The sequence below is a fragment of the Bradyrhizobium sp. CCBAU 53340 genome, assembly GCF_015291645.1.
Lineage (GTDB): Bacteria > Pseudomonadota > Alphaproteobacteria > Rhizobiales > Xanthobacteraceae > Bradyrhizobium.
In genome coordinates this window covers 7,066,374-7,090,197 of sequence record NZ_CP030055.1, presented here as the reverse complement: position 1 = coordinate 7,090,197, position 23,824 = coordinate 7,066,374, and the positions used below count along the sequence as shown (strand labels likewise).

General features: G+C 64.7%; 17 protein-coding genes. 9 read left to right on the top strand and 8 right to left on the bottom strand.

Annotated elements, in window-relative coordinates:
• Nucleotides 1-57: 57 nt before the first annotated feature.
• From hemH to XH89_RS33565, 4 genes are all read left to right on the top strand, one after another.
• Nucleotides 58-1,095 carry a ferrochelatase gene (gene hemH / locus XH89_RS33580; RefSeq protein WP_194464573.1) on the top strand — a complete coding sequence of 346 codons (1,038 nt, stop codon included), beginning with the start codon at nt 58-60 and terminating at the stop codon, nt 1,093-1,095.
• Nucleotides 1,096-1,106: 11 nt separating this feature from the next.
• Nucleotides 1,107-2,075, top strand: coding sequence for an ABC transporter substrate-binding protein (locus XH89_RS33575; protein WP_194464572.1), 969 nt, complete (start codon nt 1,107-1,109; stop codon nt 2,073-2,075).
• Nucleotides 2,076-2,293: 218 nt separating this feature from the next.
• A complete protein-coding gene (locus XH89_RS33570; RefSeq protein ID WP_194464571.1) occupies nt 2,294-3,298 on the top strand; it encodes an SPFH domain-containing protein in 1,005 nt (334 codons plus the stop codon).
• A gap of 54 nt (nt 3,299-3,352) precedes the next feature.
• Complete coding sequence (locus XH89_RS33565; protein WP_194464570.1) at nt 3,353-3,796, top strand: NfeD family protein; 444 nt, start codon at nt 3,353-3,355, stop codon at nt 3,794-3,796.
• Nucleotides 3,797-3,967: 171 nt separating this feature from the next.
• Here the strand turns inward: XH89_RS33565 and XH89_RS33560 are convergent, their stop codons facing one another.
• Nucleotides 3,968-4,288, bottom strand: coding sequence for a helix-turn-helix domain-containing protein (locus XH89_RS33560; RefSeq protein ID WP_194464569.1), 321 nt, complete (start codon nt 4,286-4,288; stop codon nt 3,968-3,970).
• A 72-nt stretch (nt 4,289-4,360) separates the two neighbouring features.
• Here XH89_RS33560 and XH89_RS33555 point away from each other — a divergent pair, with 72 nt between their 5' ends.
• Nucleotides 4,361-4,912: a carboxymuconolactone decarboxylase family protein gene (locus XH89_RS33555; protein WP_194464568.1), complete on the top strand. Its 552-nt coding sequence runs from the start codon at nt 4,361-4,363 to the stop codon at nt 4,910-4,912.
• Between the two features lie 114 nt (nt 4,913-5,026).
• Here the strand turns inward: XH89_RS33555 and XH89_RS33550 are convergent, their stop codons facing one another.
• Nucleotides 5,027-6,034 (bottom strand): SIS domain-containing protein, encoded by a 1,008-nt coding sequence (locus XH89_RS33550; protein ID WP_194464567.1) that lies wholly within the window; start codon nt 6,032-6,034, stop codon nt 5,027-5,029.
• A 192-nt stretch (nt 6,035-6,226) separates the two neighbouring features.
• Between XH89_RS33550 and XH89_RS33545 the strand changes: the two genes are divergently transcribed.
• Nucleotides 6,227-7,969: an outer membrane beta-barrel protein gene (locus tag XH89_RS33545; RefSeq protein ID WP_194464566.1), complete on the top strand. Its 1,743-nt coding sequence runs from the start codon at nt 6,227-6,229 to the stop codon at nt 7,967-7,969.
• Nucleotides 7,970-7,980: 11 nt separating this feature from the next.
• Nucleotides 7,981-8,247 (top strand): hypothetical protein, encoded by a 267-nt coding sequence (locus XH89_RS33540; protein ID WP_194464565.1) that lies wholly within the window; start codon nt 7,981-7,983, stop codon nt 8,245-8,247.
• A 162-nt stretch (nt 8,248-8,409) separates the two neighbouring features.
• Here XH89_RS33540 and XH89_RS33535 read toward each other — a convergent pair whose 3' ends face one another.
• Both XH89_RS33535 and gltB read right to left on the bottom strand, forming a co-directional pair.
• Nucleotides 8,410-9,861 carry a glutamate synthase subunit beta gene (locus XH89_RS33535; RefSeq protein ID WP_194464564.1) on the bottom strand — a complete coding sequence of 484 codons (1,452 nt, stop codon included), beginning with the start codon at nt 9,859-9,861 and terminating at the stop codon, nt 8,410-8,412.
• A gap of 116 nt (nt 9,862-9,977) precedes the next feature.
• Complete coding sequence (gene gltB / locus XH89_RS33530) at nt 9,978-14,711, bottom strand: glutamate synthase large subunit (protein ID WP_194464563.1); 4,734 nt, start codon at nt 14,709-14,711, stop codon at nt 9,978-9,980.
• Nucleotides 14,712-15,203: 492 nt separating this feature from the next.
• On the opposite strand from gltB, the gene XH89_RS33525 reads away from it, so the two are divergent.
• On the top strand, nt 15,204-15,941 hold the full coding sequence (locus tag XH89_RS33525; protein ID WP_194464562.1) for a hypothetical protein: 738 nt from the start codon (nt 15,204-15,206) through the stop codon (nt 15,939-15,941).
• A 148-nt stretch (nt 15,942-16,089) separates the two neighbouring features.
• Here XH89_RS33525 and XH89_RS33520 read toward each other — a convergent pair whose 3' ends face one another.
• A complete protein-coding gene (locus XH89_RS33520; RefSeq protein WP_194464561.1) occupies nt 16,090-16,860 on the bottom strand; it encodes an alpha/beta fold hydrolase in 771 nt (256 codons plus the stop codon).
• A gap of 207 nt (nt 16,861-17,067) precedes the next feature.
• Nucleotides 17,068-17,529, bottom strand: a complete 462-nt coding sequence (locus XH89_RS33515) for an Hsp20 family protein (RefSeq protein WP_194464560.1) — start codon at nt 17,527-17,529, stop codon at nt 17,068-17,070.
• A gap of 216 nt (nt 17,530-17,745) precedes the next feature.
• Here XH89_RS33515 and XH89_RS33510 point away from each other — a divergent pair, with 216 nt between their 5' ends.
• Nucleotides 17,746-18,693, top strand: a complete 948-nt coding sequence (locus XH89_RS33510) for an alpha/beta fold hydrolase (protein ID WP_194464559.1) — start codon at nt 17,746-17,748, stop codon at nt 18,691-18,693.
• A gap of 262 nt (nt 18,694-18,955) precedes the next feature.
• Here the strand turns inward: XH89_RS33510 and XH89_RS33505 are convergent, their stop codons facing one another.
• Nucleotides 18,956-21,763 carry a di-heme-cytochrome C peroxidase gene (locus XH89_RS33505; RefSeq protein WP_194464558.1) on the bottom strand — a complete coding sequence of 936 codons (2,808 nt, stop codon included), beginning with the start codon at nt 21,761-21,763 and terminating at the stop codon, nt 18,956-18,958.
• Between the two features lie 170 nt (nt 21,764-21,933).
• A complete protein-coding gene (locus XH89_RS33500) occupies nt 21,934-23,730 on the bottom strand; it encodes an adenylate/guanylate cyclase domain-containing protein (protein WP_194464557.1) in 1,797 nt (598 codons plus the stop codon).
• Between the last annotated feature and the right edge of the window lie 94 nt (nt 23,731-23,824).

Here is a 23,824-nt window from a genome sequence, read left to right as displayed (position 1 = left end):
CCTAGCGAAACCGGGCTCATCTTGACAAGTTCGGAGCAACGCGCGACGCAATTGACCATGACGACCTTAGCCCCCATCGTTTCAGCGAAACCGGCAGCGCCATCGGCCCAGCCGCGCGTTGGCGTGCTGCTGGTCAATCTCGGCACACCCGACACCGCCGATGCTCCGGGCGTGCGGGTCTACCTCAAGGAATTCCTGTCCGACGCCCGCGTCATCGAGGACCAGGGCCTGATCTGGAAGGTCGTGCTGAACGGCATCATCCTGCGCAGCCGCCCCCGCACCAAGGCGCTCGACTATCAGAAGATCTGGAACACCGAGCGGAACGAGTCGCCGCTGAAGACGATCACGCGCTCGCAAGCCGACAAGCTCGCATCCGCGCTGTGTGACAGCACGCATGTCGTGGTGGATTGGGCAATGCGCTACGGCAATCCCTCGATCAAGGCGGGCATTGATGCGCTGATCGCGAAGGGCTGCGAGCGTATCCTTGCCGTGCCGCTCTATCCGCAATATTCCGCCTCCACCTCGGCGACCGTTTGCGACGAGGTGTTCCGCGTGCTCGCCCGCCTGCGCAACCAGCCGACGCTGCGGGTGACGCCGCCTTACTACGAGGACGAGGCCTATATCGAGGCGCTCGCCGTCTCGATCGAGGCGCATCTGGCAGCGCTGCCGTTCAAGCCCGAGCTGATCGTTGCCTCCTTCCACGGCATGCCGAAATCCTATGTCGAGAAGGGTGATCCGTATCAAAGCCATTGCATCGCGACGACCGAGGCGCTGCGCCGCCGGCTCGGCATGGATGAGACAAAGCTGCTGCTGACCTTCCAGTCGCGCTTCGGCAATGACGAGTGGCTGCAGCCCTACACCGACAAGACGATGGAGCGGCTGGCGAAAGAAGGCGTGCGCCGCATCGCGGTGGTGACGCCGGGCTTTTCCGCCGATTGCCTGGAGACCCTGGAGGAGATCGCGCAGGAGAATGCCGAGATCTTCAGGCATAACGGCGGCGAGCACTTTTCCGCGATCCCCTGCCTCAATGACAGCGACCCCGGCATGGACGTGATCCGTACGCTGGTGCTGCGCGAGCTGCAGGGCTGGATCTGATGGCGCCTCCCATGAACCGCCGCGACTATCTGGCGCTTCTGGGGACGCTCGCGGCATGGCCGGCCTCAGTGCTGGCGCAGCAACCGACTGCGACCCGCCGGCTCGGTGTGCTCTCGGTCGTCGCGGCGGATAATGTGATCGGCGAGGCTCATCTGGCCGAGGCGCTCGCCGTTCATGGCTGGAAAGAGCAGGACAATCTCAATATCGACTGGCGGAGCGGGGTCGGCGACCGCGCGACCATCGCCCGGCTTGCCGATCAGCTGATCGCACTCAAGCCGGACGTCCTGCTTGCGATCGGCACACCGTCGGTGGAGGAACTGCGCCAGCGCACCACGACGATCCCGATCGTGTTTGCTGTGGTCACCGATCCCGTCAGCCAGGGTTTTGTCCAGAACCTTGCCCGTCCCGGCGGCAACATCACCGGCTTCACCGATTACGATGGTCCGCTCGCCGGCAAATGGCTGGAGATGCTGACGCAGGTCACGCCAAGGGTCTCGCGCGTCTTCGTCGTCTACAACCCCGCCACCGCGTCATTCGCGCCGCTGATGCTGCGCACGATCGAAGACGCTGCGCGGACGCTGCATGTGACGGTCGAGCCCGCGCCGGTGCATGACGTCGCTTCGATCGCCGCGCTGGCCTCACGCAGGGACGGCGGCTTCCTGGTGCTGCCGGATTTCTTCGCCATCGCGAATCGCGCGCCGCTGCTGGCGGCGATCGAGCAGGCGCATTTGCCGGCCGTGTTCTGCATTCGCGCCTTTGTCGATGAGGGTGGGTTGATGTCATACAGCACGGACAGCGCCGAGCAGCTCCGCCGAGCCGCCGGCTATATCGATCGTATCCTCAAGGGTGCGCTGCCTGCGGACCTCCCGGTCCAGAACCCCACCAAGTTCGAGCTGGCTGTCAACCTGAAGACGGCCAAGGCGATTGGCGTCACGCTTTCCCCGGGCCTGCTCGCAATCGCGAACGACGTCATCGAGTAGGGCGGAATCCTCAACTTTTGCCGTTAGGTCTGCGCTTTCGCGCTTTCAAGAGCCGTTCGCAAATACATAATCGCGACCGTTCCCTCTCGTCTTATCTTGTGCAGAATGGCCTGGATGCCGACGTGAAAAGCGACCGCTGAACCGGTAGGGTGCTGATCCCGACCAATGGCAGCGCGGGAAGGGCTTTTTTCCGGCTTCTTTCCCGCTTTGGAGGAAATATGAGCGGTTTCGATATTTTCGCGATTGTTCTGGTCTTGCTCGTCATCATCACCCTGATTGCCGGCGTGAAGACGGTGCCGCAGGGCTATGACTGGACCATCGAGCGGTTCGGCAAATACACGCAGACGCTGAGCCCCGGGCTCAATCTGATCGTGCCCTATTTCGATCGCGTCGGGCGCAAGATCAACATGATGGAGCAGGTGATTGACATCCCCGAGCAGGAGGTCATCACCAAGGACAACGCCACCGTGACGGTGGATGGTGTTGCCTTCTTCCAGGTGTTCGATGCGGCGAAGGCGAGCTACGAGGTCGCCAATCTGACGCAGGCCATCACGGTGCTGACCATGACCAACATCCGTTCGGTGATGGGTTCGATGGATCTCGACCAGGTGCTGTCGCATCGCGACGAGATCAACGAGCGCCTCTTGCGCGTCGTCGACGCCGCGGTCTCGCCCTGGGGCGTCAAGGTCAACCGTATCGAGATCAAGGACATCGTGCCACCGGCCGACCTCGTCGAGGCGATGGGCCGGCAGATGAAGGCCGAGCGCGTCAAGCGCGCCGACATTCTCGCCGCCGAAGGCCAGCGCCAATCGGAGATCCTGCGCGCCGAGGGCGCCAAGCAGGGCCAGATCCTCCAGGCCGAGGGCCGTCGCGAAGCCGCCTTCCGCGATGCCGAGGCGCGTGAGCGTCTGGCCGAAGCCGAGGCCAAAGCGACGCAGGCCGTGTCGGAAGCCATCGCCAAGGGCGACGTCGCCGCGCTCAACTATTTTATCGCCGATAAATACATCAAGGCATTCGGTCAGTTCGCGGATGCGCCGAACCAGAAGATCATCATGCTGCCGATGGAGGCGACCAGCATGCTCGGCTCGCTCGCCGGCATCGGCGAGATCGCGAAGGCGACGTTTGGCGAAAGTGCTGCGTCCGCGACCGCTGCCGCGCGCCGCACCGCTTCAGTGCCGCCGACCGGCCCAACGCCGCCGGCCCCACCGCCGCGCCAGGGGTAAGCAATAGCGCGTGACCTTCTGCTAAGGTCGGCGCTTATGGAAAGAGGTCATGTCATGACCGACATGTTCGTATCGCTAGGCAACTGGAATTGGCTGATCTTCGGCTTCATCCTGATGGCGCTCGAGGTGATTGTGCCGGGCGTGTTCCTGTTCTGGCTCGGGCTGGCCGCGCTTCTGGTTGGCCTGATCTCGTTCGCTGCCGTCATCTCCTGGCAGATCCAGCTGGTGATGTTCGCGGTGTTCGCAGCCGCCGCGGTGCCGGTGTGGCGCCGGCTGGCCCGGCCGAAGCCGGAGGCCAGCGCCAGCCCCTTCCTGAACAAGCGCAGCGAGGCGCTCTTGGGCCGCGAGTTCACGCTGGAAAAGCCCATCATCGACGGCAACGGCACGGTCCGCATCGGCGACACGGTGTGGCGCGTCGCGGGCCCGGATACGCCGGCGGGAACGCGGGTGAGAGTGGTGCAGGTGGACGGTGCGAACCTGACGGTCGCCGCGGCGTAGTTTCTTACCCTCCCCTGGAGGGCGAGGGTCGGCGCGTAGCGCCGGGGTGGGGTGATCCCTCCACTCGGGCAGCGTTCATCGGGGACAGACTGTCACCCCACCCCGCTGCGCATTTCGCTTCGCTTCATGCGCATCGACCCTCCCCCTCCAGGGGAGGGTAAGAAAACGCTCTTACTTCCTCCACCTCTCCGCAAACCGGTGCAGCGGCATGACCATCTCGCACAGCTCCCGCCCCAGCGGCGTCAGCGCATAACCTCCGCCGTCACCCAGATCCACAAACCCCGCCTCGCGCAACTCCGTCAGCCGCGTCTGCAGCACCGTCGGCGATGCCTTGTCGCAGGCCGTGCGCAAGGCGCGCGAGGTGAGGGGCTCGCCGCGCAATTCCCAGAGAATCCGCAAGGCCCAACGGCGGCCGAGTAGGTCGAGCAGCACCATGACCGGCCGCCCGGTGCGCGAGCCGCGGACTTTCCTCGATGCTGCCTGTTTCGCCATCGCGCCCCTCTTGCGTCTTGCTACAGATAATGTAGCGTCGTGCTACGATAAATGTAGCAACGGAGACGGCCCGTGTCTCAAGCCACACCGCGCATTGCGCCGCTCACCCCGCCTTATCCCCCGGAGATCCAGGCGAAGTTCGACCGCATCATGCGCGGCGCGCCGCCGCTGCTGCTGTTCCGGGTGATGGCAGGCCACAGCCGCGCCTGGGACAAGTTCCGCGCCGGCGGGCTGCTCGATCCCGGGCCGCTGTCGCTCCGCCAGCGCGAGATCGTCATCGACCGCACCTGTGCGCTCAACCGATGCGAATACGAGTGGGGTGTCCATGTCGCGATCTTCGCTGGAGCTGCGAAGCTCACCGAGGATGAGGTTCGCGCGACGGTCGATGGCGATGCGGCGTCGACCTGCTGGTCGCCGGCCGAGCAGGCGCTGATCGCGGCCGTGGACGCGCTGCACACCCGCGCGACGTTCACCGACGCCGAGTTCGCCGCCCTGTCGGCGCATTACGACGAGGCGCAGATCCTCGAGATCATGCTGCTATGCGGCTTCTACCGCACGGTGTCGTATCTGGCGAACGGGCTGAAGCTGCCGCTGGAGGAGACGGCGGCGCGGTTTCCGGGGTAGCTCCAGCCGCCGTCATTGCGAGGAGCTCTTGCGACGAAGCAATCCAGGCTGTCTCCCGGGAGGCACTCTGGATTGCTTCGCTACGCTTGCAATGACGAGTGGGGAGAGCTGAGCTTAAGCCACGCCCGCCCGCAACAGATCGTGCAGGTGCACGATGCCGACCACCTTGTCCGCATCGGTCACGACCAGCGTCGTAATCTTGCTTGTGTTCAGCACCTCGATCATCTCGGTCGCGAGCATCGAGGGCGGCACCGTCTTCGGCTGCTTCGTCATGATCTCGTCAACCGACGCCGTCAGCAGATCGGGCCGCATGTGGCGGCGCAGATCGCCGTCGGTGATGATGCCGACGGCCTCGTTCGCCTCGTTGACGATGCAGACGCAGCCCAAACCCTTGGCCGACATCTCGACCACCGCGTCCGACATCTGGGTGCCTTCAGGCTTGACCGGGATCTCCGCGCCGGTGCGCATGTAGTCGCGGACGAATTTCAGCATCGCGCCCAGCTTGCCGCCGGGATGGAAATGCGCGAATTCGAGCGCGGTGAAGCCGCGGCCTTCGAGCAGCGCAATCGCGATGGCATCGCCGATCGCGACCTGCATCATGGTCGAGGTGGTCGGCGCTAGATTGTGTGGGCAGGCCTCGCGCGCCTTCGGCAGCTCGATCACGATATCGGCGGCCTGACCCAGAGAGGAGGCCGCGTTCGACGTCACCGCGATCATCGGGATCGCGAAGCGCGCCGAATAGTTCACCAGCGTCTTCATCTCCGGCTGCTCGCCGGACCAGGACAGCGCCATGATGACGTCGTCGGTAGTGATCATGCCGAGGTCGCCATGGGCGGCTTCAGCGGTGTGAACGAAGAAAGCCGGCGTGCCTGTCGAGGCCAGGGTCGCTGCGATCTTGCGGGCCATGTGGCCGGACTTGCCAAGGCCGGTGACGATGACGCGGCCCTTGGCGTTGCGGATCAGGTCGACGGCCCTGGCGAAAGCTTCGCCCAGCGGGCCGCGCAAGGCGGCCGCGAGTGCGTTGATGCCGCCGCTCTCCGTCTCCAGCGTGCGGAGCGCGGATTCGACGCTGGCGGGGGTGGGGCCGGATGAGGAGGTCATCAGCGGTTTCGAGCTCGGCATGTTCTGGTCCAGGGGAGGAGGGCGTCGGCCCGTTGGCCGCCTGCTTAGCACGCCCCGGGGCGAGAGGCGACGCGGGCCCGAACCCCCTCAACGGGTCATTAACCATAATTGTTTTAACTCCATTAACGATGGTTCCCGCGAGCCGGCGAGGACGATCGTGAAAGTATTTGATTTCGTTGGAGTTATTCCATCGTGGGGTCGCCTCCAGGCAGGGGCCGGAGCAGCTGCGCGCACATCTTCCGCGCCGCTTTGCCATGCCTGCTGCTGACCGCGCTGGAAAGCGGCCCGGCGGCCGCCCAGAGCCTCACGCCCGACCTGTTCAATCCCAGCCGCGGCGGCTTCGTCTCGCCTGAGGCTCTGCCGATGCGCCGCACGGCCGGTGTCCTGCAGCCGCCATCGGACGCGGTCCCGCAGCCCCCGGATCCCAACGACGATCCGCGCAGGAAGGGCGATGCGCCGGCGACGACGCGCCTCGGCCAGGTGCCGACCTATGGCCTGCCTGCCGCCAATGGCGCGAGCAGCTCCGGCTACGACTCGCTCAATCGCAAGCGCCAGCAGCCAAAGCTCTATCCCGGACAGCCGAAGCCCAGGAAGCCCGCAGGTCCGGGCTCGCCGGTGCCGCTGGCGACGCCGGACACGAGTCTTGGCCCTCCACGCATCGCACCGCCACCTTCGGAGACCGCGCACAAGGCGCCGGTGCCGCCGGCGATGGCGGGCACAGTCCCCGGCCAGCCCTTGCGCCGCCGTCTCAAGGCCGATGACGATGCGTTCGGCGCGGTCGGCGATTACGCCGGCAGCTTTCTGATCAAGGGCGGGCTCGAGCTCTCGGCCGGCTACGACAGCAATCCCGCGCGCCTTCAGAAGCCGGTCGGCTCGCCGGTCTATGTCGTCGCACCCGATCTTCTCGTGATGTCCGACTGGGAGCGCCACGCGCTGGTCGCCGATCTGCGCGGCTCCTTCTCCGGCTACACCACCAACATGCCGGCGACCATCGACGGGCTTCCCTCGCCGTCGCCGGTCGAGATCAACCGCCCCGATTTCACTGGCCATATCGACGGCCGGTTCGACGTCGATCGCGATCTCAAGCTGACCTCGCAGCTGCGCCTGCGGCTCGCCACCGACAATCCGGGCAGCCCGAACGTGCAGGCCGGCCTGCAGAAATATCCTGTTTATGCCACCTACGGCACCACGGTCGGCTTCGACCAGACCTTCAACCGTTTCCAGGTCGCCGCCGGCGCCACCTTCGATCGCACCGCCTACACGGACTCAAAGCTCACCGACGGCTCGACCTCCAGCAACGACGATCGCGACTTCAACCAGTATGGCGGCGTCGGGCGCTTCTCCTACGAGCTGAAGCCGGGCCTCAAGCCGTTCGTCGAGATCGAAGGCGACAACCGCGTTCACGACCAGGCCGCCGACCGTAACGGCTATCTGCGCGATTCATCCGGCGGCTATGCCAAGGTCGGTTCGTCCTTCGAGTTCTCGCGCATCCTCACCGGCGAGGTCTCGGTCGGCTATTCCGCGCGCACCTATGTCGATCCGCGCCTGAGCCAGCTCTCGGGCTTCCTGACCTCGGGCTCGCTGATCTGGAACGCCAGCGGGCTGACGACGGTGAAATTCAACACTGATACGCAGATCGCGGAAACCACGATTCCCGGCTCCTCCGGCGTGCTGGTGCACACCTACGCCGCCGAAGTCGATCACGACTTCCGCCGCTGGCTAACAGCGATCGTCAAGTTCACCTACGGCACCTACGACTACCAGGGCCAGAATCGCAACGACAAGACCTACTCGCTCGAAGGCAACCTGATCTACAAGCTCAACCGCAATGTCTGGATCAAGGGCACGCTGCGCCACGACGTCCTGGATTCGAATGTCGCGGGAGCGAGCTCGCAGGGGACGGTGGTGATGCTGGGGGTTAGGTTGCAGAATTAGGAGAAGCCGCCATGGCAGTTAGAATTACTTTGGACATCAATTCGGCCGGTGAATTCGAGCTATGGCTTAATCCCGAAGGCCGAGACCTTCTCGTCAAGGAACTGCAGGCCCTGAGCGAGAGCAATGACCATTTTCACTTGATGCCAAGTGAAGTAGCGTCGGACGTTGAGGTCTCGACGCGCCCCTATCGACCGAACGACAAGCTTCTCGAATACGGTAAGGTGCTGTTCCGACTTGACGAGTGGGACGCACAGCACTTTCCGCACGTCCTGGACTGAACTTCGCTCGCGGCCACTCACTCCGCCGTCATGCCCCGCGAAGGCGGGGCATCCAGTACGCCGCGGCTTCTCAGTAGATCACAACTGTCTCGGAATACTGGATCGCCCGCTTTCGCGGGCGATGACACCGTTTGCTAAATTAATCTGGCAGCGGAGCAGAACTCAGCGCGGCAGATCCGTCTTCCCCATCAGGAACGTGTCGATCGAGCGGGCGCACAGCCGGCCTTCGCGGATGGCCCAGACCACCAGCGACTGGCCACGGCGCATGTCGCCGGCGGAGAATACGTTCGGGCGTGAGGTCTGGTAATCAAGCGTGTTGGCCTTGACGTTGCCGCGCGGGTCGAGCTCGACCGCGAGCTGCTTCAAGAGGCCCTCGTGCACCGGATGGACGAAGCCCATCGCGAGCAGGACCAGCTCGGCATCGAGCTCGAACTCGGTGCCGGCAATCGGCTTGAACTTGTCGTCCACGCGCACACAGTGCAGCTTCTTGACCTTGCCGTTCTCAGCCGAAAACTTCTGCGTCAGCACCGCGTATTCGCGGATGGCGCCTTCGGCCTGGCTGGAGGACGTGCGCATCTTCAGCGGCCAGTTCGGCCAGGTCAGGCCCTTGTTCTCGCGCTCGGGCGGGGCGGGCATGATCTCGAGCTGGGTCACAGAGAGCGCGCCCTGGCGCAGCGAGGTGCCGATGCAGTCAGATCCGGTGTCGCCGCCGCCGATGACGACGACGTGCTTGCCGCCGGCGAGGATGTCCTTGACGCCGTTCAGCGGCTCCTCGGAGACGCGGCGGTTCTGCTGCGGCAGGAAGTCCATCGCATAGTGGATGCCGTCGAGCTCGCGGCCGGGGATCGGCAAATCGCGCGGGGCTTCGGCGCCGCCCGTCAACGCGATCGCGTCATACTGGTTGAGCATCTCGCGCGGATCGACGTTGCCGGCGGTGCCGACATGGCTGTTGTAGTGGAAGGTGACGCCTTCGCCTTCCATCTGCTTGACGCGGCGGTCGATGATGCCCTTCTCCATCTTGAAGTCGGGGATGCCGTAACGCAGCAGGCCGCCGGCCTTGGCGTACTTCTCGTAGACATGCACGTCGTGTCCGGCGCGCGCGAGCTGCTGCGCGCAGGCCATGCCGGCCGGCCCGGAGCCGATCACCGCGACCTTCTTGCCGGTCTTGACCGCGGCGACCTCAGGCTTCAGCCAGCCATTGTCCCAGGCGCGGTCGACGATCGCGCATTCGATGGTCTTGATGGTGACGGGGTTGTCGTCGATGTTCAGCGTGCAGGACGCTTCGCACGGCGCCGGACAGATGCGACCGGTGAACTCGGGGAAATTGTTGGTCGAGTGCAGGTTGCGCGAGGCCTCTTCCCAGTTGCCCTGGTAGACGAGATCGTTGAAGTCGGGGATCTGGTTGTTGACCGGGCAGCCCGGCGTGCCCGGCGCGACCGAGCCGGTGCCGTGACAATAAGGAATGCCGCAATTCATGCAGCGTGCGGCCTGGTCCCGCGTTTCCTTCTCGGAGAGCGGAATCACGAACTCGTTGTAATGCTTCACGCGCTCGGCGACCGGGGTGTACTTGCGATCGTGCCGTTCGATTTCGAGAAAACCCGTGATCTTGCCCATTAAACCCGAAGTCCCTGCCGCTTAGATTCGTTCTGTTTCCTGCTCGTCATTGCGAGGAGCGAAGCGACGAAGCAATCCAGTGCTTCGCTTCGCTCGCAATGACGGGGTGTGATGCCTTACGCCCCGATCGCGATTTTCGGCTCGGCGTCCGCGTTGGCGGCCATTTCGCGCAGTGCGCGCCGGTACTCGACCGGCATCACCTTGCGGAATTTGGGCAGCCATTCCTTCCAATTGGCAAGGATGTCGGCGGCGCGCTTGGAGCCGGTCGCTTTCGCATGGCGCGTGATCAGGACGTGCAGCCTCTCGACGTCGGAGGCGAGCAGGTTCTGGAACACGTCGACGCGGCCATGCGCCTCGAGATCGCCGGCGTGATGGTAGGTGCCGGCGTTGATCAGCTCTTCCGACAACACCGGCTCGAGCTCGACCATGCTGAGATTGCACAGCTTGTCGAAATCACCGGTCTCGTCGAGGACGTAGGCGATGCCGCCGGACATGCCGGCCGCGAAGTTGCGGCCGGTCTTGCCGAGCACGACGACGATACCGCCGGTCATGTATTCGCAGCAATGGTCGCCCGCGCCTTCGACGACGGCGACCGCGCCCGAGTTGCGTACGGCGAAACGCTCGCCGGCGACGCCGCGGAAGTAGCATTCGCCCTCGATCGCGCCGTACATCACGGTGTTGCCGACGATGATGCTCTCTTCCGGCACGATGGCGGAGTTCTTCGGGGGCTTGACGATGATCTTGCCGCCCGACAGACCCTTGCCGACATAGTCGTTGGCCTCGCCCTCGAGGTCGAAGGTGACGCCGTGGGCGAGCCAGGCGCCGAATGCCTGGCCGGCAGTGCCCTTGAGGCCGACATGGATGGTGTCATGCGGTAGGCCGGCATGGCCGTAGATCTTGGCGACCGCGCCCGACAGCATGGCACCGGCGGAGCGGTTGGTGCTGTTGATCGCAGCCTCGATCTTGACCGGCGCGCCGCGGTCGAGCGCGGGCGTGGCCTTCTCGATCAGCGAGCGGTCGAGCACGGCCTCCAGATGATGGTTCTGGCGCTCCGAGTGATAGATCTTCTGGCCCTTCTCTTCCTTCTGCTTGACGAACAGCTTCGAGAAATCGAGGCCCTTGGCCTTCCAATGCGCCACCAGCTTGGTCTGGTCGAGCAGCTGCACCTGGCCGACCATCTCGTTGAAGGTGCGGAAGCCGAGCGAAGCCATGATCTCGCGGACTTCCTCCGCGACGAAGAAGAAGTAGTTGATCACGTGCTCGGGCTGACCGGTGAAGCGCTTGCGCAGGACGGGGTCCTGGGTCGCGACGCCGACCGGGCAGGTGTTGAGATGGCACTTGCGCATCATGATGCAGCCGGCCGCGATCAGCGGCGCGGTGGCAAAGCCGAACTCGTCGGCCCCAAGCAGCGCGCCGATCACGACGTCACGGCCGGTGCGGAAGCCGCCGTCGACCTGGACCACGATGCGGCTACGCAGCCGCTCGCGCACCAGCGTCTGGTGGGTTTCGGCGAGGCCGATCTCCCAGGGCGATCCGGCGTGCTTGATCGAGGTCAGCGGCGAAGCGCCGGTGCCGCCCTCGAAGCCTGCAATGGTGACATGGTCGGCGCGCGCCTTGGCAACGCCCGCGGCCACCGTGCCGACGCCGATTTCGGAGACCAGCTTGACCGAGACGTCACCCGTCGGGTTGACGTTCTTGAGGTCGTAGATCAGCTGCGCTAGATCCTCGATCGAATAGATGTCGTGGTGCGGCGGCGGCGAAATCAGGCCGACGCCCGGGGTCGAGTGACGCACCTTGGCGATGGTCGCGTCGACCTTGTGGCCGGGCAGCTGGCCGCCTTCGCCGGGCTTGGCACCCTGCGCCATCTTGATCTGCATCATGTCGGAGTTGACGAGATACTCCGTGGTGACGCCGAAGCGGCCCGAGGCGACCTGCTTGATCGCCGAGCGCATGGAATCGCCGTTCGGCATCGGCTTGAAGCGATCGGCTTCCTCGCCGCCTTCGCCGGTGTTCGACTTGCCGCCGATCCGGTTCATGGCGATCGCGAGCGTCGTGTGCGCCTCGCGCGAGATCGAGCCGAAGCTCATCGCGCCGGTGGCGAAGCGCCTGACGATGTCTTTGGCCGGCTCGACCTGCTCGAGCGGGATCGGCTTGCGCTTCTCTTCCTCCGCGTTCTTGATCCGGAACAGGCCGCGCAGCGTCAAGAGGCGCTCCGACTGCTCGTTGAGGATCTTGGCGAAGGCGCGATAGCGCTCCAGCGAATTGCCGCGCGCGGCGTGCTGCAGCAGGCCGACGGACTCCGCGGTCCAGGCATGGTCCTCGCCGCGGCTGCGATAGGCATATTCGCCGCCGACATCGAGCGCGGTCTTGTAGACCAGCGCCTCGCCGAACGCGTCGGCGTGACGGCGCACGGCTTCCTCGGCGATCTCGGCAAGGCCGACGCCTTCGACGCGGGTATGCGTGCCGGCGAAAAATTTTGCGACGAAATCAGCCTTGAGGCCGACCGCGTCGAAAATCTGCGCGCCGCAATAGGACTGGTAGGTCGAGATGCCCATCTTGGACATCACCTTGAGGAGGCCCTTGCCGATCGACTTGATGTAGCGCTTGACGATCTCATAGTCGTCGAGCGAGCCGGGCAGGCGGTCCTTCATCGCGATGATGGTCTCGAACGCGAGATAAGGATTGATCGCTTCGGCGCCGTAGCCAGCGAGGCAGGCGAAGTGATGCACTTCGCGCGGCTCGCCGGATTCGACGACGAGGCCGACCGAGGTGCGCAGGCCGGTGCGGATCAAATGGTGATGCACGGAGGCGCAGGCCAGCAGCGAGGGGATCGGCACGCGGTCGGTGCCGACCATGCGGTCGGACAGGATGATGATGTTGACGCCTTCGCGCACCGCGCTCTCGGCGCGCGCGCAGAGCTCGTCCAGCACCTGGTCCATGCCCGCCGCGCCGAGACCGGCGTGGAAAGTGGTGTCCAGCGTGCGCGACTTGAAGTGCGATTCGGCGACGTCGGAGATCGAGCGGATCTTTTCCAGATCGGCGTCGGTCAGGATCGGCTGGCGCGCTTCCAGACGCTTGGTGGTGGCAAGGCCCTGAAGATCGAACAGGTTCGGCCGCGGTCCGATGATGGAGACGAGGCTCATCACCAGCTCTTCGCGGATCGGGTCGATCGGCGGGTTGGTGACCTGTGCAAAATTCTGCTTGAAGTAGGTGAACAGCGGCTTGGCCTTGTCCGACAGCGCCGAGATCGGCGTGTCGTTGCCCATCGAGCCCGCGGCTTCCTCGCCTGTGGCCGCCATCGGCGTCATCAGGATGGAGATGTCTTCCTGGCTGTAGCCGAACGCCTGCTGGCGATCGAGCAGCGACAAGTTCGAGCGCACGCCCGTGGTCGGCACCTTCGGCAGATCTTCCAGCACGATCTGGGTCCGCTCCAGCCACTCCTTGTAGGGATGGCTCCTGGCGAGCTCGGCCTTGATCTCGTCGTCAGGAATCAGGCGGCCCTGCTCGAGGTCGACCAGCAGCATCTTGCCGGGCTGCAGCCGCCACTTGGTGATGATCTGGTCCTCGGGGATGGTCAGCACGCCCATTTCGGACGCCATCACGATGCGGTCGTCCTTGGTGACGAGATAGCGCGCCGGCCGCAATCCGTTGCGGTCGAGCGTGGCGCCGATCTGGCGGCCGTCGGTGAAGGCGATCGCGGCGGGGCCGTCCCACGGCTCCATCAGCGCGGCGTGATATTCGTAGAAGGCGCGGCGCTTCTCATCCATCAAGGGATTGCCGGCCCACGCCTCCGGAATCATCATCATGACGGCATGCGGCAGCGAGTAGCCGCCCTGCACCAGGAATTCGAGCGCGTTGTCGAAGCAGGCGGTGTCCGACTGTCCCTCATAGGAGATAGGCCACAGCCGGCTGATATCCTTGCCGTACAGCTCGGAGCTCACCGAGGCCTGGCGCGCCGCCATCCAGTTGGTGTTGCCGCGCAGCGTGTTGATCTCGCCGTTATGCGCGATCATGCGGTAGGGATGCGCCAGCGACCAGGCCGGGAAGGTGTTGGTCGAGAAGCGCTGGTGCACCAGCGCGAGCGCGCTCTCGAAATCCTTCTCGTGCAAATCGGGATAGTATTTGCCGAGCTGGTCGGCGAGGAACATGCCCTTGTAGATCACCGTGCGGCAGGACATCGAGCAGGGGTAATAGCCCGCGAGCCCACGGTCGCGGCGCTGGTAGATCGCCTGCGAGATCGACTTGCGCAGGATGTAGAGCCGGCGCTCGAACTCGTCCTCGGTCTTGGCGACGCCGTTGCGGCCGATGAACACCTGCATGCAGGCGGGCTCGGTCGGCTTCACGGTGACACCGAGCGAGGAATTGTCGGTCGGCACGTCGCGCCAGCCGAGCAGCGTCAGGCCTTCCGCCTTGATCTGGTCGGCGATGATGCTCTTGATGACGTTGCGCCAGGCGGTGTCGCGCGGCATGAACAGCGCGCCGATGGCGTATTCGCCCGGGGCCGGCAGCTCGAACTTGTTCTCCTTGGCCTTGCGGCTGAAGAAGGCGTGCGGGATCTGCACCAGGATGCCGGCGCCGTCACCGGCGCGCGGGTCGGCGCCGACGGCGCCGCGATGCTCGAGGTTGCAGAGGATGCTGAGCGCGTCCGAGACGATCTCGTGGGACTTCTTGCCCTTGATGTTGGCGATGAAGCCGACGCCGCAGGAATCCTTCTCCAGGCTCGGATCGTACAGGCCTTCGGCTTTGGGGCGCGAATTGTGTTCCTGAATCGGATCGGTCGTTTTCGAGGCGACCGTCGCCGACAGCTCTTCTGCCACGATGTTTGCGCGCTCGAATTGCGACCCGTTCATTGTTCCAATCCTCTCCATGCGGCAAGCTGTCTCACCGCCATCTTCGGCGCACCTTGGGCGTTCCGCGGCACCCGCCTCTGGGTCACCGCTCGTCCGCTAGCGAGCCGCATTTTCTTAAATTCAGGCCAAGGCGCTCTTCGTCCCCGAGAACGGCTTTGCCTGTTGCCTTATGGTGCTCGAAAGCACCGGTTTTCGCTGCAATCCCTATGCCGGAACCGCGAGCAAAATTGAGACAGTCTTCCTGTCCTAACCATCACCTTGCCAAATTTTTGTCTAGCACACAAGCGCGCGGAAGTCCCGATTCCCGATAAGTCAATCAATCGCTTTCCGAAAGTTGCGCGGCCCCGGTTTTGAAGCAAACGCGCCCCGATCCGGCCCAAGCCCCGCCGAAATCCCGAATGAAGCTTCGGATCGCCCCTTCGGAACCTGCGCCACGCCGTCAAAAGCGAAAGAGCGCTAGGCCATGAGGGGCCTGACAGGAGCGTGTCGACCATGAAGTTTTTCACAGAATGTGTGGCCGCCGCCACGGTGGCGCTGGCTGCAACCGCTGCCCAGGCACAAGGTCCGGCGAGCGGTATTTCCGGCGGGGCCACGATCGCGGTCTCGGATCTCGACGGTCCTTACGGGCCTCCCGAAGCCGCGCCACCGCCTCCACGCTATGGTTACGGCTACGGCTATGAGGAACGCGCCCCGGCGCCGGCACTGTTACCGGCCACCGAGGTCTACGCGGTGCTCCGTGAAAACGGCTTCTCGCCGCTCGGCATCCCGCGCCTGCGCGGCGCCGTCTACACCATCGCGGTGATCGACGAGCGCGGCGACGACGGCCGGCTCGTGATCGATGCCCGTGATGGCCGGATCATCCGCTTCATGCCGGCCGCCGACGCCTTTGGCATGGCACCGACCTATGAGGAGCCGCAGGTGGCACCTTACCGGCCGCAAAGCGCGCTGCCGCCGCCGACCATGGTCCGCAGCGTCCCGCCGCGCCCGCCGGCCCCAATCCCGCATGTCGCCAGCCGCACCGTCCCGCTGCCCAAGGCGGCTCCGCACCGCGCCGAGACGCCGGTGGCGGCTGCCAAGCCCGCCGAGCAGGCCCCTCAGGCTCAACCCACACAGCAGACGGCCGCCGTGCAGGCGAAACCCGCGGATGCCGCGTCGACCGTCGGCCAGGCCAAGCCGACCGTCACGATCCTGCCGACGCAGGAGATGCCGGCCGTGCAGGGGCTGGAGTAGCACTGCGAGTTGGAGGCGAGAGTGCCAGCCACGCGCACTCTGTCGTCCCCGCCTTCGCGGGGACGACAGCGGTGATTGTGGAGACAGTTGAGCAAAACAAAAGGCGCCTGGAGACCCCCAGGCGCCTTTGCATTTCAGCGATCGCCGCTCAGCTCCGCGGATACCCCGCCGCTTCCAGGATCAAATTCGCCACCTCCTTCGGATGCGACACCAGCGAGAGGTGGCCGGCGTCGAGCTCGATCGTGGTTGCGTTCATGCGCTTGGCGAGGAAACGCTCGAAATCGGGATTGATGGTGCCGTCGTTCTTCGACACCGCATACCAGCTCGGCTTCGTGTGCCAGGCGGCTTCGGTGGTGCGACCGGCGAAGATCGAGGCCGCCGTTGGCCATTGCACGGCGTAGAGTTCCCTGGCGCGCTCGGGCGCGACGCCGTTGGCGAAATATTTCAGGAACGCGTCTTCGGAAAGCTTGGTGTAGCCGTCGTGCTCGACGATGCCGGCGCGCGCCGGTCCCGTCGGAAACTGTTTTGACAGTGCGACGAAATCCTCGGCGGCATCGGGGGCGCGCGCGGCGATGTAGACGAGGCCGGTGACCTTCGGATCGGTGCCGACCTGGCTGATCACGGTGCCGCCCCAGGAATGCGCAACCAGCACGGTCGGACCATCCTGCTCGGCCAGCACTCGCTTGGTCGCCTCGACCGATTCAGCGAGCGAGCCCAGCGGATTCTGCACGGCGGTGACGTTGAGGCCGGCGGCCTGGAGGATCGGGATCACCTCCGACCAGCTCGAGCCGTCGGCCCAGGCGCCGTGCACCAGCACGACATTCTTGGCCTTCACCGCCTGCGGGGTCTGCGCGTGAGCAAGGCTGATGGGGGCCGCCAACAGGCTCGCGGCGACGAAAAGGCTGCGCCAGAAAGTCATGATCGTGCTCCGTCTTGTTTTGGGTAGCGATGTCCAAAGGACGGAGCGGAAGGCGAGGGTGTTACGCTGCTCACCTGCCTGTGATGCGATGCGAAAAGGGCAATCCTGGCTTTCGCTAGGACGACGCTTGGGGAGGGAGCCGCGCCAAGCAAAAAAACGCCCCGGGGCACCGGGGCGTTATCGTAACTTGGAAGCTGACGCGCGGCTTTACGCGGCGACCGAGCTCTCGATCACCTGCGGCTTCGCGCCGCTGTTGATCGCGATCTGGCGCGGCTTCTTGGCTTCGGGAATCTCGCGTACGAGGTCGACATGAAGCAGGCCGTTCTCGAGCGAGGCGTCCTTCACCTGCACGAAGTCGGCAAGCTGGAAGGCGCGCTCGAAGGCGCGGGCCGCGATGCCGCGATAGAGCACTTCGGATTTCGAGTTCTCATTGGCGACTTTCTCGCCCTTGATCGTCAGCGTGTTTTCCTTCGCGACGATGGAGAGCTCATCCTTGGCAAAGCCCGAGACCGCAACGGTGATGCGGTAGGCGTTCTCGCCGGTGCGCTCGATATTGTAAGGGGGATAACCGGGGCTGCTGCCATCCGAACCGGCCTGGTCGAGCAGGTTGAAGAGGCGGTCGAAGCCGACGGTGGAACGATAGAACGGGGTGAGATCGTAGGTACGCATGGTCAAGTCCTCCATTGAGCGACTGTTGGGTAACCCGCCCGCCAATCGGGCCGGGCTCATCTCTGTGTGCAGCCTGATGTTCCGGTTCCGAAACACTGGTAGCGGCCTGCACTGAGGTGATATGGGTGGGTCCAGACGGCGTTCAAGAGGGCGGTAGCGGCGCCTTTTCGGCGCTCCCGCCCCTTGATTTACAGCACTTGGCGCCTACGCACTCTCATGACGCTGGTCTCGATTCCGTCCAACCCCGTGCCCGAAGACGTCGTCAGCGGCACCATCAAGACACCCGATGGCGTCGAGCTGCGTTACGCGCGCTGGGCGCCGCCGGCGAACCGCAAGGGCACCGTCTGCGTCTTCACCGGGCGCAGCGAGCAGATCGAGAAATATTTCGAGACCGTGCGCGATTTGCGTGACCGCGGCTTTGCCGTCGCGATGATCGACTGGCGCGGGCAGGGACATTCGTCGCGCCGCCTGCGCGATCCGCGCAAGGGTTATGTGCGCAACTTCGCCGACTACGAGATCGACGTCGAGACCTTCGTGCAGCAGGTGGTGCTGCCGGACTGTCCGCCGCCGTTCTTCGCGCTGGCGCATTCCATGGGCGGCGCGGTGCTGCTGCGGCTGGCGCATGCGCAGAAGCGCTGGTTCGATCGTATGGTGCTGACCGCGCCGATGATCGACTTGCCCGGTCGTGCCACGTCGTTTCCGGTACGCGCATTGTTGAAGACGATGCGCATGCTGGGGCGGGGCGGCGCGTACGTTCCCGGCGGCAGCGACCAGATCACCGGACTGTCGCCCTTCATCAACAATCCCCTCACCAGCGATCCCGTGCGCTATGCGCGCAACGCCGCGATCCTGGAGGAGGACCCGACGCTTGGCCTCGCCTCACCGACGGTCGCCTGGGCCGATACCGCCTTCCGTGCCATGCACACCTTCAAGGGCATGAACTACCCATCCGAGATCCGCCAGCCGATCCTGATGCTGGCGGCGTCCAACGACACGGTGGTCTCGACCGCGGCCATCGAGGAATTCGCCTATCACTTGCGCGCCGGCTCGCATCTCGTGATCGCCGGCTCCAAGCACGAGATCCTGCAGGAGCAGGACCGCTACCGCTCCCAGTTCTGGGCAGCCTTCGACGCGTTCGTGCCGGGCACGCCGCTGTTCAAGTGAGGGGGGTCCGCGAAGGCGGTGTGCTCCCTCGCCCCGCTTGCGGGCGCGACGAGCTTCGCTCGCGCTGAGAGGAGCGGGGTGATGGGGGTGGTGAGAGTTGGACGGGCGGACCGTCCCCGTTCTCCGTCATTGCGAGCGCAGCGAAGCAATCCAGACTGTCTCCGCGGAGGCTGCCTGGATTGCTTCGTCGCAAGGGCTCCTCGCAATGACGGTGTGGGTGCATCCCGACCTCTCCCCACAAGCAGGAAGAGGTGAAGACCGCTCACAGCGTCTTCAGATACTCGATCAGATCGTAGCGCTCCTGCTCCTTGAGCACGCGGCCGATGGTGCCGTCCTTGCCGGGACCCGGCGTGCCATCGAACGAGTGGCCGGCATTGCTGTTGCCGAACAGTTCGGTGCCATCAGATGCGCGCGTCGAGAAGCGCGACTGTCCGGTCTTGCAGCTCTCGCCGTCGGAGACCGCGAAGCCGACCTGCTTCGGATCGAAGTCGCGATCGCCACCCATGCAGAACGATTTGGGGCGATCGGCCGCGGGGCTCAGCATCCAGTAGAGCGACGGCACCGATCCGTTGTGCAGGTACGGCGCGGTGGCCCAGACGCCGTTGAGCGGGCGCGCGCGATACCAGGGCGGCGGCTCCTTCTTGTCGGGCGGCTGCGGGCCGGGGTTCGGGCAGTTTTTGCGCTTGCCCCACCAGATATCCTGAACCTTCGGGTCGATCTTGGCATCGTCCATCGCCTTGCGGCTGACGATGTCGACGAGCACCATCAGGCCGAGCGCGTACGGCATGTCGGTCGACGACACCTCAGGCAGATTGCAATTCCACCAGGCATTGAGCTTCTGCGTGGGGTCGAGCTTAAGGAAACCCGGCACCTGAACCGTGCGCGTCGCCAGCACGCTGGCCTGAGCGGGGTCGGTCCCCATGCCCCTGACGCCTTTCTGCACCTCATTCAAGAATTTGTCCTTGCCGATGGTCTCCCAGCGGTCGGAGGACCAGATGCTCTGTTGCGGAAATTCGGCGTCGAACACGGGATCGTTGACCGGACCGAGATGGCATTCGACGCAGATCTCCGAATAGAGCTTGCGGCCGCGTTTGACGCGGTCGTCATCGATCTTCCAGGCAGCATCGCCGAAGATGTCCGACGGCCATTTCGGCGACGTCAGTCCGGACAGCTGCTTCTTCGGATAGGGCGCCGACCCCTTCAGCAGATCCTCGATCCAGTTCAGATTCTTGATGTCCATCGACGAGCGGAACAGCGTGTCCCCAGGCGTGCTGTCGGACAGGTTGAGCAGCGCGGTCACGCCCAGCGCTTCGCCGGCATTGCGGATCAGCGGCTGCTCGATGGAGGCGTCATACTGCGCATATTTGAGCCAGGGCACCGTCCAGATCGGCGGGAAGCTGACCGGCGCGTCCTTGGCGTGCAGATTCTTCTCGAAGCCGCTGAGCCCGCTGAGCGCCATGTCCTGGGAGAAGACCTGGTTGCCGATGCGGTTGAGCGCGTCGAGGCGGCCGTAACCTTCCTCGGTGTCCTGCTGCTGCTCGTTCTGCTTCGTCTTCTCGTTGAACCTCGTCTTGCCCGCAATGGTCTTGTCGTAGGTTGCTTCCCAGTCTTTCAGGAACGTGCCGATCGCGCTCAGCTTCTGCTTCAGTGCATCGCGATCCCCATCGCTGGCGGAGGGACCGAGCACCCGATCGGCGAAGCGCGTGAAGCGGCCCGGCACGAGCAGCGTGTAGGCGATCGACAGGCCGGTCGTGATCTCGAGCTTCCTGAGGTCGGTCATCGCCGGGCCGCCGTCGAAGCGGATGGCGACGCCCTTGTAGTGGATCTGGCCGGTGTGGCAGGCGGCGCAGGTCAGGCCGATCCGGTCTTCGCCGACCTGGCCGGTCGCAGGATCGGGCACGCCGGTCATGCGCGCGAAGCCGACGGGCAGGCCGTCGACGTTTTCAGCCTGCCTGCCCCAGTTGACTGGCGGATCCCAGAGTCGCGCCGGCACCGGCTTGGTCTTGTCGTAGACATTGGCATAGCCGAACCGGCGTAGCGTGGCGTCGTCGGTGTTGATCGTCTGCGGGCTCGGGATGAAGCCGAAGCGCTGCAGATGATCGCTGTCGTGCAGCATCCCGGGCTTGGCGAAGAAATGAAGCCGCGGCTGCTCGAGCGCCATGAACCAGCGATAGGGCACCGGGAAGGTCGCGGTGCCCTGGCTGGCGTGATGAAACCAGTGCCGGTCCTCGAGCGCCCAGTTCTGCTCGAGCCAGTACGCGGCCCTGGGTTCGACAAGCTTCGGCAACGGCGGGGCCAGGAACTGGCCGATGACATGGGGCAGCATCGGCTGGAATTGATCGGGAAAGCGCAGCGCCACGATGCCCAGGACGAGCAGCGCGGCGACGAGCCCGCCGGCCGCGCGCAAGATGAGCGAGGGCGGTTTGACCGGCTGGCTGGCGACCCGCTGGGTGATCCTGTCAGGGAATTTGCGCTCGTTGAACAACGTCGTCACCTCGGCCACGCTGAGATAGCGGTCATCACCCTGACCCTTGCCCATGATCTTGAGCAGGACCGGCCATTCGAACTTCATCAGGATCGGGTAGTACCAGCGCGCCTGATTGCCGGCGCGCTTGAGATTGTCGTTCATGAAGGTCTGGATTTGCGAGGCGTTGAGCCCGGTCTCGTTGCCGCCCTCGGGGGCAGCATAGGTGGCGCCGAAACTGGCGAACCGCGCGATCTCGTCCTCATGGACCTTGCCGTCGACGCCGAGGATGCGTGAGCCGGCGCCGAGCTTGTCGAGCGGGCCGCCGCGCAAGCGATTGAGCTGCGCGCCCCAGAAGATGCTTTGCAGGATGTGACAGGCGCCGTTGGCGATCAGTGCGACGCCGCGGACCTGGATGCGGGCCGATACTTTCTTCGCTCCGGTCTCGCCGCTTGCATTCGCGATGGTCTGCGACAGCGTGCGGAGCGGGACGGTGCCGCCGTCGACAAAACCTTCGCCGACGAGGCCGCGCAGAAACGGGCAGGGATTGTTTGGCGAGACCTGAATTGAGGGGGCGAAGGGGGGCTTCGAGACGGGGTCGTTCATGGCCCAAAATCCTGAAAACAGCGAATCGTGAAATACCGACGCGCCGATACAGCGCGGAAAGTCCTAACAAACCAGCAGCAACCTATACTACTTCAGCGTGTGACGAAGTGTGGCTGAATTCACTGTTGTGTCAATAAAGCCGGAAGGCGAGATGGTGGCGGATCTTGCGCTCAGGATTCGGCGGCGCGTCTGACGTCGCTCTGGACCAAGGTGAGCTTGCTGGCCGGGACACCTGCCTTCAGAAGCCCGTCGCGGTAATGCGCGATGTCTTCTGGCCGCTTCCAGTGAAAATTCCGCAAGTGACGGTCGACATTCAAGGTCGGGTAATTGCTCATCAGCACAGAGGTCGCCTCGGCTGCTTCGGCAGTCCGGCCCAATTGCGCCAGTGCCGCAGCTCGGATCGCAAGCGCCTGCATATGGTTCGGGTTGATGTAGAGCTGCTCGCGAGCCCAGGACAGGGTCGCGTCATATTGGCGGAGGAGGTAGTGGCTGAAGGCGTTCAGCGTGGCCCATTGGTAGCGCGGATCGCTGTTGCCGCGCTGGGCGGCCATCGAAAACAGCTCGATCGCCTGCCGGTGCTCGCCGATGACGAAATGGCAGATGCCGAGCACGCCGCGCGCGCCCATGTCGTAGGGATTCAACGCAACCGCGCGCTTGGCGGCATCCATCGCCGCCTCGTAATGGCCCTCCATCCCCTGAACCCACGACAGGATCGAGAACGCGAAGGATGAGCGCGGGTCGAGCCGCACGCTGGTTTCGGCGAGCGACATCGCTTCCGCCCACATCTCGCGCGTACCCTTGATCCAGCCGAACTGGATGCTTTGGATTTGGACCGTGGCGAGATAGGCGCGTGCGATCGACAGTTTCGGATCGAGCGCGATCGCCTCCCTGAACAGGGCGACGGCGGCGCTCTGGTCCTCCTTGGTCAGCCGGTAGTAATGGGACAGACCCTTGAGGAAGCGGTCCCACGCACTCACGTCGGTGGTGGGGCGCGCCGGCGCGGAGGCTTCGGCCCTGACGATCTCGGTGGCGATGGCCGCGGACAGATTGGTCGTGATCTCGTCCTGCATCGCGAAGAGGTCGCCGATGTCGCGGTCGTAACGGCCGGTCCAGAGCTGCTCGCCGGTCTCCGGCGCGATCAGCTCGGCGGTGACGCGGATCTTGGCGCCGGCGCGCCGGACAGAGCCCTGGATCAAATAGGTGGCGTCGATCTCGCGCGCGATCACGCGGGTGCTGATCGTCTTGCCCTTGAAGGCGAAGGTCGAGTTGCGGCTCAGCACGCGATAGAAGGATTGCAGCGACAGCGCGTGGATCAGATCCTCGGTCAGGCCGTCGGAGAAATATTCGTCCTGGGCGTCGCTGAGATTGGCGAAGGGCAGCACGCCGACGATCGCCGTGCGGTAGGCTTGCGACAGCGCCGAGCCTTCCCTGAACTCGGGTGCGAGCGCCGGCGCGCCCTCGGGCGTCCAGGTCCAGACCCCGACCGGATCCTTGATGTTCTTGAAGCGATGGTTGCCGCCATCGACCAACGGCACGGTGAGATGCTTGCTCGCTTCCTTGTACGCCTTGGCCGAGATCGCGAATCCGCCGGGGCTCGCCACCGATTCCAGGCGGACTGCAATGTTGACGTCGTCGCCGAACACCTCGTCCTCGTCGGCGATGACGTCACCCATGTGAATGCCGAGCCGGAATTGCATGGCGCGGTCGGCGGGCAGATGGTGATTGCGGTCCGCCATCAGCACCTGCATCGCGATCGCGGCCTCAGCGGCGCCGACGATGGAAGGAAATTCCAGCAGGAAGCCGTCGCCCGTGTTCTTCACGACACGGCCGCCATGATTGAGAATGATGGGATGGATCGCGCTGCGATGGGCCTTGAAGGCGGCATGGGTGCCGGCCTCGTCAGTGCCCATCATGCGCGAATAGCCGGCGACATCGGCGCAGACGATGGCGGCCAGACGTCTTTCCATATCCTCGGAGCTCCAAGGGAGAGGGGACGGCCAATGTCCGGCAGCGGCCCGCGAATCCCGCGTTTCAAAAACTCAGCCTTTATAGAGCACATGA

Bases quoted from the DNA above. Each gene is read 5' to 3' on its own strand.
- XH89_RS33500 (WP_194464557.1), bottom strand. From the start codon at position 23,730: ATGGAAAGACGTCTGGCCGCCATCGTCTGCGCCGATGTCGCCGGCTAT.
- gltB (WP_194464563.1), bottom strand. From the start codon at position 14,711: ATGAACGGGTCGCAATTCGAGCGCGCAAACATCGTGGCAGAAGAGCTG.
- XH89_RS33510 (WP_194464559.1), top strand. From the start codon at position 17,746: ATGACGCTGGTCTCGATTCCGTCCAACCCCGTGCCCGAAGACGTCGTC.
- XH89_RS33570 (WP_194464571.1), top strand. From the start codon at position 2,294: ATGAGCGGTTTCGATATTTTCGCGATTGTTCTGGTCTTGCTCGTCATC.
- XH89_RS33505 (WP_194464558.1), bottom strand. From the start codon at position 21,763: ATGAACGACCCCGTCTCGAAGCCCCCCTTCGCCCCCTCAATTCAGGTC.
- hemH (WP_194464573.1), top strand. From the start codon at position 58: ATGACGACCTTAGCCCCCATCGTTTCAGCGAAACCGGCAGCGCCATCG.
- XH89_RS33515 (WP_194464560.1), bottom strand. From the start codon at position 17,529: ATGCGTACCTACGATCTCACCCCGTTCTATCGTTCCACCGTCGGCTTC.
- XH89_RS33565 (WP_194464570.1), top strand. From the start codon at position 3,353: ATGACCGACATGTTCGTATCGCTAGGCAACTGGAATTGGCTGATCTTC.
- XH89_RS33575 (WP_194464572.1), top strand. From the start codon at position 1,107: ATGAACCGCCGCGACTATCTGGCGCTTCTGGGGACGCTCGCGGCATGG.
- XH89_RS33535 (WP_194464564.1), bottom strand. From the start codon at position 9,861: ATGGGCAAGATCACGGGTTTTCTCGAAATCGAACGGCACGATCGCAAG.
- XH89_RS33525 (WP_194464562.1), top strand. From the start codon at position 15,204: ATGAAGTTTTTCACAGAATGTGTGGCCGCCGCCACGGTGGCGCTGGCT.
- XH89_RS33550 (WP_194464567.1), bottom strand. From the start codon at position 6,034: ATGCCGAGCTCGAAACCGCTGATGACCTCCTCATCCGGCCCCACCCCC.
- XH89_RS33520 (WP_194464561.1), bottom strand. From the start codon at position 16,860: ATGACTTTCTGGCGCAGCCTTTTCGTCGCCGCGAGCCTGTTGGCGGCC.
- XH89_RS33560 (WP_194464569.1), bottom strand. From the start codon at position 4,288: ATGGCGAAACAGGCAGCATCGAGGAAAGTCCGCGGCTCGCGCACCGGG.
- XH89_RS33540 (WP_194464565.1), top strand. From the start codon at position 7,981: ATGGCAGTTAGAATTACTTTGGACATCAATTCGGCCGGTGAATTCGAG.